We start from the raw sequence: 15,148 nt of genomic DNA, 5'->3' as shown, positions 1-15,148 counted from the left end.
TCCAACAAGATCTGAACTGTTCGATGAAGTTCCTCTTGTTTCGCGAGTGGCAAATGTTCAATGCTGGATTTCATAAGGGACGCATAATTTTTAAATGACATCAGCAATGCATAACTCCAATTCCAGAGACTATCCAGATACTCGCTCCGAGGCAGCAATAAACACTTAAATTTGTTGTAACAATTTTGATGTTTATTTACAATTATTTAGCGTATACATCTTATCAAATCAGCCATAATTGATTTATTTTACATGATTTTTATATTGATTGGAAGTTTTTGTTGCGACAAAAATGCTGGTTGAAGCCAAAGTTTCTCGGAGAGTCGCAATGAACCCTACGGTGTTGTTCTGGTCGCGGACGACCGCTGCTCGATCGACCTTGACCAGCAACTACTATGGCATTCTGAAATGTGGCCGATGGCTTGGTGGCCAACACCCTGATATCCGTTCACCAGCTCAGTGGGATCGGGCACTTGCCCAAGAATATGCCTCGTCCGTTATGAAGATGCGGATTGGAGACTGGTCAACGCCTATTAGAAGTCCAGAAGCCGACGGGATCTGTTGCAAACTTTTCGTCAATGGATGAGCTGATAGTATCCTGGCATTTAATCAGCCGGGTATTTCAGATGTTTAAAGGCCACCATTTTGATAAGTCCGTCATTCTGCTTTGTGTTCGTTGGTATCTGGCTTACAATTTGAGCCTTCGCAATCTAAAGGAAATGATGGCGGAACGTGGCATCGATCTCGATCACTCAACCATCCATCGTTGGGTCGTCAGCTTTAGCCCAAAACTGCTTGAACGTTTTAATCGGAAGAAGCGTCAGGTCACGCGCAATTGGAACCTTGATGAGACGTATATCAAGGTCAAAGGTGAGTGGCTGTACTTATATCATGCGATTGATAGCAATGGCGCTATGGTTGAGTTCTATTTCAGCAAACATCGTGATCTAACCGCTGCTAAACGCTTTCTGCGTAAGGCACCGGCCCGCCATGGCAGGCCAGTGCGCATTACCGTTGATGGAAGGGAGAGCAACAGAATAGCTATATTGCAATGCGATGCAGAGAACCAGCTCAGACAGACTGGCCAACCGATTGCCATTCGTTCCAGCAAATATATGAACAACATGATTGAGCAAGATCACCATCGCATCAAACGACGCATACGCTCCATGCTTGGTTTCAAGTCACAAACTGCAGCGGGCATAACGCTCGCCGGTATAGAACTCATTCACATGATGCGTAAACAACAAGGCATCTTTTCAGCGGTAAATGCACGCTCAATCAAACAACAGTTCGAAGCACTCGCTGCATAACTACGTCCAGAGATAGGCCGGGCTCCGTTCAGATTGAAGTTTTGCAACAGAGCGTTACTTACTGCCATTCACATCGATCATCAATTCGGCGATGCCGTGTTCACGCGGTTGCACAGATCGCCGGTCGGTCGTCAGGCCTAATTGCCGCCGCAGTGACGACTGCACACAGAGCCGGTCTAAAGTCTCGCCCTCAATGGCGCTTGTTTTGATCGCTTCATCACTCAAAAGTTCGATACGCAACAGATCGCGCTCGGCCGGATTGATATGGCGCACCGCGCCGATCACTTCGCCGGATGACAGCAGGAATTGTTGCTCCAGACTGTGCAGCGTCATAGTGGAAATTGGGCCAGTCCGGTTGTGTCCTGTTCCAGGTCACGAGCGATAGTGTCCATTTCTATAGCTCATTATTTTAGAAAATATGATTAATAGAAGTGAGCTTTATCACTCAGGGGCGCTGCTCGTCAAATTTCCGCCTCGCAGTCTCAACTGTCTGAAGATTGGCCTCTGCCCAAATCCAAACGCCGCAGAAGGCTGCTCCTAAACTCATACCCAGAAGGGTCAGTCGGTAGTCCACGCGGGGTGGTACAACCGCATGCACTGTGCGCGACACCAGTCCATCGCGCTCCATCTGGCGCAGTGTTTGCGTCAGCATTTTTTGACTAATATTCGGGATATGGCGCGCAAGCTGCGTAAAGCGCAATTCTTCATGCCCATTGAGCATTTCGAGAATAATCATCGTCCATTTATCCGCGACCCGGCCAATGAGATCATTGACCAGTGCCTCGACTTTTGGATCCGGCGCTCTTGTCTGACTTTTCTCTAGGGGACTTGAGGGCATCGTGTGTTTCAAACCGGACAATTCAATACTCTCTTTTTGGTAAGTATAATTCTTTTAAGTGCCTTCTTTCCATCAGATAGCAATAAGCTCATTTAAGCACCAGTGGCCCTGGAGGCTGGTTCGATCTGTGGGACCAAATCATCGCTCTAACAAGCTGTTTTAACGCGATGCCTATAGCTGTTTCACACTTTTGGCATGCGCTCTAGCGGAGTAAATTGCATGAAAATAACTGGCAATACGATCCTGATTACCGGCGGCGGGTCAGGTATCGGGGAAGCATTTGCGCACCGCTTTCACGATTTGGGCAACACTGTTATCATTGCCGGACGGCGCCTGGATGCACTTGAACGAGCGTGCATCGGACGCGATAATATGCTTGCGATAACAGTCGATGTTGAAAGTAGCCCAGACATTTCTGATTTTGCTATCGATGTTATCAGAAAGTATCCAAGCATAAATGTTCTTATTAACAATGCAGGCATCATGCGGTCTGAAACTCTGGATCATCAGCGTGATCTTACTGATGCTGAGGCAATGATCACGACAAACTTGCTTGGTACCATCCGTATGACCAATGCGTTCATCAATCATCTTGTGGCGCAGCCAGATTCAACAATAGTGAATGTCAGTTCAGGTCTGGCATTTGTTCCGCTGTTTAGCGCTCCGACTTATAATGCGACCAAAGCAGCAATCCATTCATATACCATTTCATTGCGTGAGGCTTTGAAGGGGCAGGTTGAAGTCATCGAGTTGGTTCCGCCCGCAGTGCAGACAACACTCACGCCCGGTCAGGAGACACGTGATGGCTACCAGCCATTGTCAGAATTTACGGATGAGGTCATGGCGTTGTTTTTACAGAAACCGACACCGGCAGAAATACTTGTTTCGCGCGTGGCATTCCAACGACACGCTGAAGCCGAAGGGCGGTTCGACGAAGCACTGGCAAGACTGAGCGATATGGCCAGAAAGTTCGGGGCAGGCTGACAGTTTGTCAAATCCGACGTCGCGAAGTGCGTGCGTGGCGCACTTCGCCGCACATATGCGCTCTGGTGCGGGTAACCTTGCCTGTCTATGGCATCGCTTGCGGGAAGGGGCGGAATCCGACGCTAACGTTTCTTTGTGCCATTTTAGTATGGAAGTAAGTGTTGTTTCTACTGACAACAGTCATCAATGTTGTTATCGATAACAACGTGACAGCCACGCTGTTAGAAAAGGCCCGAACGGCGACCAGTGAAACGGCCTTTGATGAGGTTATACTCTGGCCCTTGCCCGAACCGGTCTTAGGCAGTGCGCATCCGTTCCGATACCAGCTGGCTCAGGTTGTGGGCGGTGAATGCGTTCTGCGCTATGACAATGAGCGCGGCAAGGGCGATCACCGGCACATTGACGGGTCTGGAAGAACCGATCGAATTTGTCTCACTCGAAGGGCTCTATGACGCGTTTCTGGCCGATATGGAAAGGATAATGCGATGAACACATTAAACGTTCGGATTGCATCACATGCCGATACCAAATCAAGGGTTTTGCGGGCGGCACAACAGGCTCGTACAGGTGAAGCGGTGGCCGTCGATCCGTCTCTTAATTTTCTGAGCTATGATGACATGCATCGGGTGCTTGCCCCTTCCCGCCTCGCAATCGTCAAGGCTCTGGCCGGTCAGGGTGCTTTGTCGATCAGAGAAGTTGCGCGTCGTGTAGGGCGTGACGTGCAGGCCGTTCATCGTGACGTGACAACGCTGATCAATGCTGGTGTGATCGACAAAAGGGAACAGGGTATTTCATTCCCCTATGAGCGTATTAATTTCGATTTTGATGTGAGTGTAGCAACCTGACAATGGCCACATGCATATCGGCGGTGCAAATATAGATGATCGGTTGCGCATCGAGCGCAGACGATCATCAAACCTCCGACAACCCTGCAGCGTTCAATGATTACGCGGGTTGTCTCCAGTTTACAGCGCCCAGTTCCCGCTGGCAAGCATCCGGTTAATCGCCACGTATCGCTTTATGTCAGCCTTGCGCCCCTGATATTTTCCAGCGGCCTTTGCTACAGCTATACCTTGCTTCTGCCGGTCGCGGCGCTGCTCATAATCTCGCCGTGCAATTGCCGCCAGCATATCGAGCAACATGTCATCGATCACGCCGAACATACGGGCGTCAAATTCTGAATGGTTTGGTGAAAGGCTTTGCCATGTTGTTGGTACATTTACAGCAACAACCTTGATCTGACGTTCACGCAACAGCGTTTTCAACCGCTGCCCATCGTCTTCTTTCAATCGCGACAGCCGGTCAACGTCTTTCACCAGCAACACGTCACCAGACTGACAATCATCCAGCAGACGAAACAATTCTGGCCGGTCAAGCCGCGCACCGGATTCATTCTCCGTGTTGTAGTTACAAATGGTCACAACCCGCTCGCGTGCAAACGTGTCCAGCATCCCCTCGCCCGCGATGCTTCCTGCTCACTGGTAGACGCTAGCAGATGGCTGAAACTTCTGCGGTACTGTTAGGGCCATTTGCGTGTACCAATCTGTTATAAACTGTCATAACGGACCATACAGTACCGGGTTTCAGCACTCCACAATGGGTATACCCAAAAACTACAATTACAACATGACGGCCTTGAGCATTTCCCTAACTGATCAAATCGTAGTGGTTTATAACAGAACCAGGGTTGGCGAGCAGATAACGGCGGATAGGGAACCGCTACGTTATCATCTTCATTTCTGAAACGCCTATTAAGGTATGGTTTCAATATCCGTTTGACGGAATTCATCATGGGTCGCGAGAATAGGAACGCGATAATATTTTGCACAAGCGTAATGCAAACAATCACCCAGATTAAGCCGTCTTGCCCCTTTGCCGAATTTTTCAAAAGCACTTATTGATAGACTGGATGCCGTTTTCGCAATCGGCAAATCAACGAGTTTGATATTTCGCGACTCCAGCAAGTCCATAAGAAACGCTTCTGCCTGTGTGGGCGTACAATCGAATTTATCAGGCCTTGCCAATGCGATTACTGTTTCCAAAATCGCCACAGCGGAGGTGATGCGCTTCTTTGCATTGGTCAGAGCATGTGAAACGCGTTCGGCTTCGGGTTCACTGGTAGCCAGTGCGATAAGGGCGCAAGCATCAACATACATTATTTGTCTTCCCACATTTCATTGAATACGGACGGGGGAAGGGGTTCTCTCGCCTGAGCTGTAAGCCGAATGCCGTGTTTCTTACGTAAACGTTCGGCTGTTTCCATCGGTGTTTCCGTGTTAACCCGACTATCAATTGCCTCATTCACGGCTAATATAATCGCATCAGTCAGATTGCGGCCTGTGAGCTTGGCAAATTTGCGTATTAGCTTGTCCGCCTCTTCATTTGTAATATTGATCGCCATTGTCGCAATCCTTCAATCTATCTACATTTTTATTAGTGTTAATGTAGACCATAAGATCTACATTGCAATATCTCACGTATGTTGTGTCGGTACGATGCAATAAATTAAACCATATCTCAAAAGTTTCAGACCGTTTGCCCCGCAAAGATGCGCCTGTGATAAACGGTTTTGTTGCAAACTTTTCATCAATGGATGGACTGACAGGATATGGCTTTTAATCAGCTGAGTATTTTTGATGTTCAAAGGACGCCAATTTGATAAGTCCGTCATCCTTCTGTGTGTTCGATGGTATCTGGCTTACAATCTGAGCCCGCGTAATCTGAAGGAAATGATGGCGGAACGTGGCATTGATCTCGATCATTCAACCGTGCATCGCTGGGTCATCTGCTTCAGCCCCCAAATTGCTTGAATGTTTCAAGCGGAGAAAGTGTCAGGTCACACGCAAATGGAACCTCGATAAGACGTACATCAAGGTCAAACGCCACTGGCTGTACTGATACCGCGCCATCGATAGCAATGGTGATACGGTTCAGTTCTGTTTCAGCAAACAACGTGAACTGAGCGCTGCCAAATGCTTTATCCGCAAGGCACTCGCCCGCCACGGCAGGCCAGTGCGCATTACCATCGATGGAAGCGAGACCAACAGGATTGCTATTCTACAATGCGATGCGGAGAGCCGGCTTAGCCAGGCTGGCAAACCAATTGTCATTGCTCCAGCAAATACATGAACAACACGATTGAGCAGGATCATCGCCGCATCAAACGACGCACACGCTCCATGCTAAGGTTCAAGTCAGAAACCGCAACCGGTATCACGCTCACCGGTATTGAGCTCATTCACATGATGCGCAAACAGCAAGGCACCTTTGCAGCCGCTAATGCACTCTCAATCAAACAACAGTTCGAAGCACTCGCTGCATAACTGCGTCAAAAGATAAGCCGCACTATTCATCGCAGCAATTATTCAACATCAAGTTGGAAAAACTGACCGACTGAAATGGTGAAATTGTCTTCCAAACATATATGACTTTTTTATTTCTACGCCCTTTACCCTCTCTCGAAATCCTATGAGCTCCGGCAGCATAGTGCCCGCTGTGAAACAGGGAGCCCACAGGTAATCAGGCCGGGCACAGTAGAAATGACAATGGATATCGCCGTTCTTGGTATCGGCATCGCTTTCTTCGCAATGCTGTTTGGCTATTTGCGCCTTTGCGAGAGGCTTTGAGGAACCCGCCATGCTGATTGAATATATCGCAGGCGCCCTGGTTGCGGCTTTCGTTGCCGCCTACCTTCTTTACGCGCTCATTCGTCCCGAACGGTTCTGAATAAGCAGCCGATTTGAGCCTAGAGCGCATCCCGAAAAGTCGGAAGCCAATTTCGGATACGATGCGCGTTAAACCAAAGATTTAGAGCGCGGGTCTGTTTCAATCAGATCGAAACGCGCTCTAATCAGGCTTGGGAAAAACCATGACAATCAATGGATGGATACAGATCCTCATCTTTTGCGGGATCATCATCGCGCTCATAAAGCCGCTTGGCAGCTACATGACGCGCGTTTTCAATGGCGAGCGCACGTTTCTGTCGCCTGTCCTCGTTCCCATCGAACGGGGCCTTTATCGTCTGGCAGGAACAAGCGAGCGTGAGGAGCAACACTGGACGAGCTACGCAGCTGCCATGCTGCTGTTCAATCTTGCAGGCTTTCTGCTGCTTTATTTTCTGCAGCGCGCGCAAGGTTCCCTGCCTTTCAACCCGATGGGCATGAGCAATGTGCCTGCCGATCTCGCCTTCAACACGGCCACAAGTTTTGTGACCAACACCAACTGGCAGAACTATGGTGGCGAAAGCACCATGTCCTATCTCACCCAGATGGCAGGTCTTACGGTCCAAAACTTCGTTTCGGCTGCAACGGGGGTGGCCATTGCCATTGCGCTTATCCGCGCCTTCTCGCGCAAATCGATGAAGACGCTGGGCAATTTCTGGTGTGACCTCACACGCTGCACGCTCTATATCCTGCTGCCCATTTGTGTGGTCATGACACTCGCTTTTGTGGCGCTCGGTGTACCGCAGACGCTCGGCTCTTATGTCGAAGCCACCACGCTTGAAGGCGCGCGTCAGGTCATAGCGCTTGGTCCGGTCGCTTCTCAGCTTGCCATCAAGATGCTCGGCACCAATGGCGGCGGCTTCTTCAATGCCAATTCCGCGCATCCATTTGAAAATCCCGATGCCATTTCGAACATGATCCAGATGGCAGCGATCTTTGCCATCGGTGCAGGCCTTACAAATGTGTTTGGCCGCATGGTCGGCAATGAAAAGCAGGGCTGGGCGATTTTTGCTGCAATGGGCGTGCTCTTTGTGGCCGGTGTTGCCATTTGCTATTGGGCAGAAGCTGCGGGCAATCCGCTGATCCATGCGCTTGGCATTGATGGCGGCAATATGGAAGGCAAGGAAACCCGCTTCGGCATTACCATGTCGGCGCTATTTGCAGTGGTGACGACAGCCGCCTCCTGTGGCGCAGTCATTGCCATGCATGACAGCATGATGGCGCTTGGCGGCATGATTCCCATGATCAACATGATGCTGGGCGAAATCATTATCGGCGGTGTGGGCGCGGGGTTCTACGGCATCATCCTGTTTGTCGTCGTGGCAATCTTCGTGGCCGGTCTGATGGTCGGACGCACACCGGAATATCTGGGCAAGAAAATCGAGGCCAAAGAAGTGAAGATGGCCATGCTCGCCGTTCTCTGCCTGCCGCTTTCGATCCTTGGCTTTACGGCAATCGCCACAGTCATTCCGGCAGGTCTAAGCTCGATTGCCAATCCGGGGCCGCATGGCTTTTCGGAAATCCTTTATGCCTATACGTCGGGCACCGCCAATAACGGTTCGGCCTTTGGCGGTCTCTCGGGCAACACGCCCTGGTACAATATCACCATCGGTCTTGCGATGCTGATGGGCCGCTTTCTGGTCATCGTTCCGGCACTGGCAATTGCAGGCTCACTGGTTGCCAAGAAGGCAGCACCCGAATCCGCCGGGACATTCCCGACCCACGGACCGCTTTTCGTCGGTCTGCTAATCGGTGTCATTCTCGTTGTGGGTGGTCTGATCTTCTTCCCCGCACTGGCGCTCGGACCTGTGGCTGAACATTTCGCGCTGATTAACGGGCAGACATTCTAATGCATAGCCCATCAAGCCTCATTCTCCTCATCCTCGCAGCAGTGCTGATGATCGTACTTGCTGCAGAATTTCTGGGCCCGCTTTTCTGGAGTTCCCTATGAGCAAGTCCCAATCCGCCAAAGTCGTTAAGGCCAGCATCCTTGATGCGCGCATCCTCATTCCCGCCATTGGTGACGCTTTTCGCAAGCTTAATCCCAAAAGCCTTGCACGCAATCCGGTGATGTTCGTGGTGGCTGTGGTCTCCATGCTTACAACTGTTCTTCTGTTGAAGGATGTTGCGACCAGCGGAACCGATATCGGCTTTTCGTTCCAGATCGTGCTGTGGCTTTGGTTCACGGTACTCTTTGCCAATTTTGCCGAAGCTGTTGCCGAAGGTCGCGGCAAGGCACAGGCGGAATCCCTGCGCCGCACCCGCACGGAAACCCAGGCCAAACTGCTCCGTGATCCAGGCCAGAAAGACTTTACGACCGTAGCTGGCACAAGTCTCAAGGTCGGCGATGTGGTGCTCGTTGAAGCAGGCGACATCATTCCATCGGATGGTGAAGTCGTCGAAGGTGTGGCTTCCGTCAACGAAGCAGCCATCACAGGTGAATCCGCTCCGGTCATTCGTGAATCGGGCGGCGACCGCTCTGCTGTCACCGGCGGTACGCAGGTTCTCTCTGACTGGATCAAGGTCCGCATCACAGCGGCTCAGGGCTCGACTTTCATCGACAAGATGATCAACCTTGTCGAAGGGGCTGAACGCCAGAAGACGCCAAATGAAATCGCGCTCAACATTCTGCTTGCAGGCATGACGCTGATCTTTGTTCTGGCAGTGGTGACAATTCCGAGCTTTGCCTCCTATGCGGGCGGTTATATTCCCGTCATCGTGCTGGTTGCTCTCTTCGTGACCCTGATCCCGACCACAATCGGCGCACTTTTGTCGGCAATCGGCATCGCCGGTATGGACCGTCTGGTGCGTTTCAATGTGCTTGCGATGTCTGGCCGTGCGGTGGAAGCTGCCGGTGATGTTGACACGCTTTTGCTCGACAAGACCGGCACAATTACGCTCGGCAATCGTCAGGCCACAGCCTTCATGCCGGTTAGCGGCGTGAATGAACTGGCCCTTGCCGATGCCGCACAATTGGCCTCGCTTGCCGACGAAACGCCAGAAGGCCGCTCCATCGTCGTTCTTGCCAAGGAAAAATACGACATGCGCGGCCGCGATATGCAGAGCCTGAATGCGATCTTCGTGCCGTTCACGGCGCAAAGCCGGATGAGCGGTGTCGATGTTGACGGGTCGTCAATTCGCAAGGGCGCGGTTGATGCCGTGCTCAAACATGCAACATCGGATGAGAAGACCGTCCATGAACTGCAAGCCATTGCCGACACAATCGCCAAAACCGGCGGAACGCCTTTGGCAGTCAGCAAGGATGGACGCCTGCTTGGCGTCATTCACCTCAAGGATATCGTCAAGGGTGGCATCCGCGAGCGTTTCACTGAATTGCGCCGCATGGGTATCCGCACAGTGATGATTACTGGCGATAATCCGATGACGGCGGCGGCGATTGCTGCAGAAGCAGGCGTCGATGATTTTCTGGCGCAGGCAACGCCAGAAAACAAACTTGAGCTTATCCGGCAGGAACAGGCCAGGGGCAAACTTGTGGCGATGTGCGGCGACGGCACCAATGACGCGCCAGCCCTGGCGCAGGCCGATGTCGGCGTTGCCATGAATACGGGTACGGTTGCCGCACGCGAGGCCGGGAATATGGTCGATCTCGACAGCGATCCAACCAAGCTTATTGAAATTGTCGAGATCGGCAAGCAATTGCTGATGACGCGCGGCGCACTCACAACTTTCTCGATTGCCAATGACATTGCGAAGTACTTTGCAATCATTCCCGCGATGTTTCTCGCCTTTTATCCGCAGCTTGGCGCGCTCAACATCATGGGGCTTGCGACCCCACAAAGCGCGATCCTCTCGGCGATCATCTTCAACGCACTCATCATTGTCGCGCTGATCCCGCTTTCGCTGAAGGGCGTTGCTTATAAGCCTGTCGGCGCAGGCGCGCTGCTGTCGCGCAATCTTCTGATCTACGGCCTCGGCGGCGTCATTGTTCCGTTCATCGGCATCAAGGCCATTGATATGGCCATCGTCTCCCTCGGCCTGGTTTAAGGACCAAGAAAATGTTGAAACAACTGCGTCCAGCACTCGTCATGATCGTTGCTCTTACTGTCATCACAGGGCTGATTTATCCGCTTGGCATGACCGGCCTTGCACAAGCCATCTTTCCGCAACAGGCCAATGGCAGCCTTATCGAAAAGGACGGCAAGGTGATCGGTTCTGAACTTATCGGCCAGAAATTTGCAGGCGAGCGCTATTTCCATGGCCGCCCTTCTGCGGCTGGCAAAGAAGGTTATGATGCTGCAAGCTCGGGTGGCTCCAATCTTGGGCCAACCAATCCGGCACTGATTGCACGCATCAAAGCCGATGCCGATGCATTGCGGCAGGGTACACCCAATGCCGAAGTGCCGATGGATCTCGTCACACCATCGGCAAGCGGGCTTGATCCGCATATCTCACCGCAAGCTGCTCTTTTTCAGGTGCCTCGCGTTGCCAAAGCGCGCGGGCTTGATGAGGCGAGCCTTCGCGGCATCGTCGAACAGCAGATCGAGCAGCGCGAGCTTGGTTTCCTTGGTGAGCCGGTCGTCAATGTGCTCAAGCTCAATCTTGTTCTGGACAGAACCGGGATTAACTAGAGTAGATCAAAGCATTTCCAGCATAAGTGCATCGCGGTTTTGTGTTGGATAATGCGTGAAAACAAAGAAATAGAGCGGTTTCAACGATTCTGCTAAAGATGAAACCGCTCTACCGGCGGGCTTGCCCGCTGCCTTCTCATTTTGAGGAACAACGCTTGGTATCGGACGATCTTCGCCATGGCGATATGAGGCCTTCCCCCGATGCGCTGCTTGAACAGGCAGAGCGCGAAACGCGCGGCCGTCTCAAGATATTTCTGGGAGCAGCACCCGGCGTCGGCAAGACCTTTGAAATGCTGATGTCGGGACGTGCGCGCAAAGCCGACGGCATTGATGTGGTGATCGGCATTGTCGAGACGCATGGGCGACAGGAAACGGAAGCGCTTGTCGATGGGCTTGAAATCATCGACCGCAAGCCGGTGTCATATCATGGTCACCAGCTCGATGAGATGGATATCGATGCCATCCTCAAAAGGCAGCCGCAACTCCTTCTGGTGGATGAGCTGGCCCACACCAATGCACCGGGCAGCCGTCATCCCAAGCGCTATCAGGATGTCGAAGAAATTCTGGCGCGCGGGATCGATGTTTATACCACGCTCAATATTCAGCATGTCGAAAGTCTCAATGATGTGGTGGCGCAGATTACCCGCATCCGCGTGCGCGAAACCGTGCCCGACAGTATTATCGACCGGGCCGATGATATCGAGCTGATTGATCTCACGCCGGACGATCTCATTAAGCGGCTTGACCAGGGCAAGATCTATCTGCCGAAAACCGCCAGGCGTGCGATCCGCAACTATTTTTCTCCCGGCAATCTGACTGCCCTGCGCGAACTTGCACTTCGCCGCACCGCGCAGCGGGTTGACGAGCAATTGCTGACCCATATGCGGGCACATGCCATTGAAGGGCCATGGGCTGCGGGTGATCGTGTTCTGGTTGCCATCGACCAGCGCACAAGCAGTGCTTCATTGGTGCGCTATGCGCGACGGCTTGCCGATCGGATGCGGGCGCCCTGGGCTGCCATTCACATTGAAACACCGCGCTCAGTCAATCTGTCCGATGAAGCAAAGGACCGGATTTCGGCAACCATGCGCCTTGCCGAAAGGCTTGGCGGCGAAACCGTGATTATTCCCGGCCAGAATATTGCCGAAGATCTGGTGCGTTACGCCTCAACCCATAATTACACGCATATCGTGGCCGGAAAATCGGCAAAGTCGCGCTGGCGCGAGGCAATCGAAGGCTCTGTCGGGCATGATCTTATCCGCCATTCAGGCGCGATCGATGTTCATATCACCTCGACTGCCGACCGCGACAAGGCGGGGACGACGCGTGGTGTCAAAACCGCAAGTCAACCGAGCGCCTTCAACATCAAGCCTTATCTCGCCGCCTCACTGGTCACGGCATGCGCGCTTGGTGTCGGGCTTCTGCTCGACCAGTTTTTGGATGTGCGAAGCATCGCTCTGGTTTTCGTTGTGGGCGTTCTTGGCGTTGCGGTCACGCTCGGTCTTTGGCCAGCGCTGTTCGTGTCGGTGTTAAGCGCTTTTGCCTATAACTTCTTCTTCCTCTCGCCGCTCTACACGCTGTCTATCGCAGACCCAGAAAGCGTGGTGGCGCTTTCGTTCTTTCTGCTTGTCAGCTTTGTCGCCAGTAATCTGGCAAGCCGCGTGCAGCGTCAGGCAGCAGCGGCACGGCAGCGCGCAAACATGACCGAGGATCTTTATCTTTTCAGCAAGAAGCTGGCGGGAACAGGTTCACTCGATGATGTGCTCTGGGCAACCGCCTTTCAGATCGCCTCCATGCTGAAAGTGCGCGTTGTCATCCTGCTTCCCGAAGGTGAAAGCATTGCAGTTCGCGCGGGTTACCCGCCCGATGACAGTCTTGTCGATGCCGATATTGCTGCAGCGCACTGGGCTTGGGAACATGAACTGCCAGCCGGTCGGGGAGCGGATACGCTGCCCGGTGCCAGGCGGCTTTATCTGCCGCTCAAGACGGCGCGCACGTCCGTCGGCGTGATCGGGCTCGATAATGATCGGCAGGGGCCAATCCTGACACCTCAACAGCAGAGACTTTTTGAAGCGCTCAGTGATCAGGCGGCCATTGCCATCGAGCGTGTGCAGCTTGTGGGCGATGTTGAACGCGCCAGGCTTGCAGCAGAGGCAGACAAGCTCCGCTCGGCGCTTCTCACCTCCATATCGCACGATCTTAAAACACCACTTGCGGGCATCATGGGGGCCGCCACCACATTGCGCGACTATTCCGTTTCGCTGCCCGAGAGCGACCGCACCGAATTGCTATCGACCATTGTCGAGCAATCCGAACGGCTGAACCGCTTCATCGCCAATCTGCTTGATATGACACGCATTGAATCAGGTGCCATGGAACCCAATCTGTCGCTACATTATCTCGGCGATATTGTGGGAGCAGCGCTGCATCGCGCGGTCAAGATTCTCGCGCATCACAGGCTTCAGGTGGCGGTCGCAGCCGATCTTCCCATGCTGCGGCTTGATGCGGTCTTGTTTGAGCAAGTATTGTTCAATCTTCTTGATAATGCCGCAAAATATGCGCCGCAGGGATCAGAAATCGCGCTTGAAGCGCATGTCGTGCGTGGTCATGTGGTGCTTGAAATCAGCGATCATGGTCCCGGTATTCCCGATATCGATCTTGAACGGATTTTCGATACATTCTATCGCGTTCGCAAGGGTGATCACGTACAGGCAGGAACGGGCTTGGGCCTTTCCATTGCCCGCGGCTTCACAGAAGCAATGGGCGGAACTATTCGGGCCGGAAACCGGGCTGAGGGTTCCGGCGCCCGTTTTACGATAACCATACCGCTGCCGCTTCAAGAGATAGACAGGAACTCATGAACGATCCAAAGCCGAAAATTCTGGTCGTCGATGACGAGCCACCCATTCGCAAATTGCTGCGGGTGGGGCTTACGACCGAAGGCTATACGATCATTGAAGCGGCCAATGCGCGTGAAGCAGACCTGTTGCTTGAGAGCGAAAAGCCCGATCTCGTTCTGCTCGACCTTGGCTTGCCCGATACGGACGGCCACGAACTTCTGGGTCTGTGGCGGAAACGGGGACTAACGCTGCCAGTCCTCATCCTTTCAAGCCGTACCGATGAGGCAGGCATTGTGCGCGCACTTGAAACCGGTGCGGACGATTATGTAGCCAAGCCTTTTGGCATGAAGGAGCTGGCGGCACGAACGCGGGTGGCACTGCGCCATAAACTGCATCAGCAGGGCGAGAAGCCGGTTTTCCAAAGCGATGGTTTATCGGTCGATCTCGTCAGGCGCATCGTGAAGCTTGATGAGGCGGAGATAAAGCTCTCGCCCAAGGAATATGAAATCCTGCGTTTGCTTGTTCAGCACGCCGGCAAGGTGCTGACGCATCAATATATTTTGAGCCATGTGTGGGGACCGGCGGCCGATGTGCAATATTTGCGCATCTATGTCCGTCAGCTGCGCCAGAAAATCGAGAAATCTCCCGATCAGCCGCATTATATTCTGACGGAAACAGGCGTCGGCTATCGACTGCGCGCACAAGATTGATGGCTCAGTAACCGTTGCGGCCAAAGAGAAATATTTGCCTCGCTCTTCAATAAAGTCGAGCTTCTGATCCTGTTCGCAGCAAGCAAAAAAACACGCTGATGGCAGGACAAGGTCTCATCTGCACAAAGCATAACATCAATTGAAGGCGTGGC

At 52.7% G+C, this 15,148-nt stretch carries 13 protein-coding genes and 3 pseudogenes; 11 read left to right on the top strand and 5 right to left on the bottom strand.

All coding sequences use genetic code 11. The features are described 5' to 3' along the window. Window positions 1-626: 626 nt before the first annotated feature. Window positions 627-1,313 (top strand): IS6 family transposase, encoded by a 687-nt coding sequence (locus tag ACOZHT_RS23450; RefSeq protein WP_421566834.1) that lies wholly within the window; start codon window positions 627-629, stop codon window positions 1,311-1,313. 69 nt (window positions 1,314-1,382) lie between these two features. On the opposite strand, the pseudogene ACOZHT_RS23445 reads toward ACOZHT_RS23450, so the two are convergent. Together ACOZHT_RS23445 and ACOZHT_RS23440 are read right to left on the bottom strand one after the other, a co-directional pair. Continuing rightward, window positions 1,383-1,689 (bottom strand): annotated as a pseudogene (locus ACOZHT_RS23445) (DUF4172 domain-containing protein); the annotation flags it as partial. Window positions 1,690-1,758: 69 nt separating this feature from the next. Next, entirely contained in the window at window positions 1,759-2,151 is a 393-nt protein-coding gene (locus ACOZHT_RS23440) for a winged helix-turn-helix transcriptional regulator (protein WP_421566832.1), read from the bottom strand. Between the two features lie 219 nt (window positions 2,152-2,370). Here ACOZHT_RS23440 and ACOZHT_RS23435 point away from each other — a divergent pair, with 219 nt between their 5' ends. The 3 genes and pseudogenes from ACOZHT_RS23435 (at window position 2,371) to ACOZHT_RS23425 (ending at window position 3,980) form a co-directional block, all read left to right on the top strand. Continuing rightward, window positions 2,371-3,135 carry an SDR family oxidoreductase gene (locus ACOZHT_RS23435; protein WP_421566830.1) on the top strand — a complete coding sequence of 255 codons (765 nt, stop codon included), beginning with the start codon at window positions 2,371-2,373 and terminating at the stop codon, window positions 3,133-3,135. Between the two features lie 206 nt (window positions 3,136-3,341). Then, window positions 3,342-3,624, top strand: a pseudogene (locus tag ACOZHT_RS23430) (toxin-antitoxin system TumE family protein). Then, entirely contained in the window at window positions 3,621-3,980 is a 360-nt protein-coding gene (locus ACOZHT_RS23425; protein WP_421566829.1) for a helix-turn-helix domain-containing protein, read from the top strand. The pseudogene ACOZHT_RS23430 and the gene ACOZHT_RS23425 overlap by 4 nt, the downstream one beginning before the upstream one ends. Before the next feature lie 120 nt (window positions 3,981-4,100). Here ACOZHT_RS23425 and ACOZHT_RS23420 read toward each other — a convergent pair whose 3' ends face one another. The 3 genes from ACOZHT_RS23420 to ACOZHT_RS23410 form a co-directional block, all read right to left on the bottom strand. Beyond that, entirely contained in the window at window positions 4,101-4,586 is a 486-nt protein-coding gene (locus ACOZHT_RS23420) for a recombinase family protein (RefSeq protein WP_339510352.1), read from the bottom strand. A gap of 300 nt (window positions 4,587-4,886) precedes the next feature. Then, window positions 4,887-5,291, bottom strand: a complete 405-nt coding sequence (locus ACOZHT_RS23415; RefSeq protein WP_421566828.1) for a type II toxin-antitoxin system VapC family toxin — start codon at window positions 5,289-5,291, stop codon at window positions 4,887-4,889. Continuing rightward, window positions 5,291-5,536: a type II toxin-antitoxin system VapB family antitoxin gene (locus ACOZHT_RS23410; RefSeq protein WP_421566827.1), complete on the bottom strand. Its 246-nt coding sequence runs from the start codon at window positions 5,534-5,536 to the stop codon at window positions 5,291-5,293. Before ACOZHT_RS23410 ends, ACOZHT_RS23415 begins: the two co-directional genes overlap by 1 nt. Window positions 5,537-5,771: 235 nt before the next feature. On the opposite strand from ACOZHT_RS23410, the pseudogene ACOZHT_RS23405 reads away from it, so the two are divergent. The 7 genes and pseudogenes from ACOZHT_RS23405 to ACOZHT_RS23375 all read left to right on the top strand — a co-directional run bounded on the left by ACOZHT_RS23405 (window position 5,772) and on the right by ACOZHT_RS23375 (window position 14,996). Continuing rightward, window positions 5,772-6,458 (top strand): annotated as a pseudogene (locus tag ACOZHT_RS23405) (IS6 family transposase). A 313-nt stretch (window positions 6,459-6,771) separates the two neighbouring features. Then, window positions 6,772-6,861 (top strand): K(+)-transporting ATPase subunit F, encoded by a 90-nt coding sequence (gene kdpF / locus ACOZHT_RS23400; RefSeq protein WP_036567035.1) that lies wholly within the window; start codon window positions 6,772-6,774, stop codon window positions 6,859-6,861. 142 nt (window positions 6,862-7,003) lie between these two features. Continuing rightward, window positions 7,004-8,707 carry a potassium-transporting ATPase subunit KdpA gene (gene kdpA, locus ACOZHT_RS23395; protein ID WP_421566826.1) on the top strand — a complete coding sequence of 568 codons (1,704 nt, stop codon included), beginning with the start codon at window positions 7,004-7,006 and terminating at the stop codon, window positions 8,705-8,707. Window positions 8,708-8,804: 97 nt separating this feature from the next. Continuing rightward, complete coding sequence (gene kdpB, locus ACOZHT_RS23390) at window positions 8,805-10,862, top strand: potassium-transporting ATPase subunit KdpB (RefSeq protein WP_421566825.1); 2,058 nt, start codon at window positions 8,805-8,807, stop codon at window positions 10,860-10,862. A gap of 11 nt (window positions 10,863-10,873) precedes the next feature. Continuing rightward, entirely contained in the window at window positions 10,874-11,446 is a 573-nt protein-coding gene (kdpC, locus tag ACOZHT_RS23385; RefSeq protein ID WP_421566824.1) for a potassium-transporting ATPase subunit KdpC, read from the top strand. Between the two features lie 185 nt (window positions 11,447-11,631). Further along, window positions 11,632-14,307 (top strand): DUF4118 domain-containing protein, encoded by a 2,676-nt coding sequence (locus tag ACOZHT_RS23380; RefSeq protein WP_421566838.1) that lies wholly within the window; start codon window positions 11,632-11,634, stop codon window positions 14,305-14,307. Next, a complete protein-coding gene (locus ACOZHT_RS23375) occupies window positions 14,304-14,996 on the top strand; it encodes a response regulator transcription factor (RefSeq protein ID WP_421566823.1) in 693 nt (230 codons plus the stop codon). Before ACOZHT_RS23380 ends, ACOZHT_RS23375 begins: the two co-directional genes overlap by 4 nt. Window positions 14,997-15,148 lie beyond the last annotated feature (152 nt).

The organism is Ochrobactrum sp. EDr1-4, assembly GCF_049199085.1.
Classification (GTDB): domain Bacteria; phylum Pseudomonadota; class Alphaproteobacteria; order Rhizobiales; family Rhizobiaceae; genus Brucella.
The sequence above is the reverse complement of the archived record's forward strand: the minus strand, read 5'-3'. Positions and strand labels throughout refer to the sequence as shown.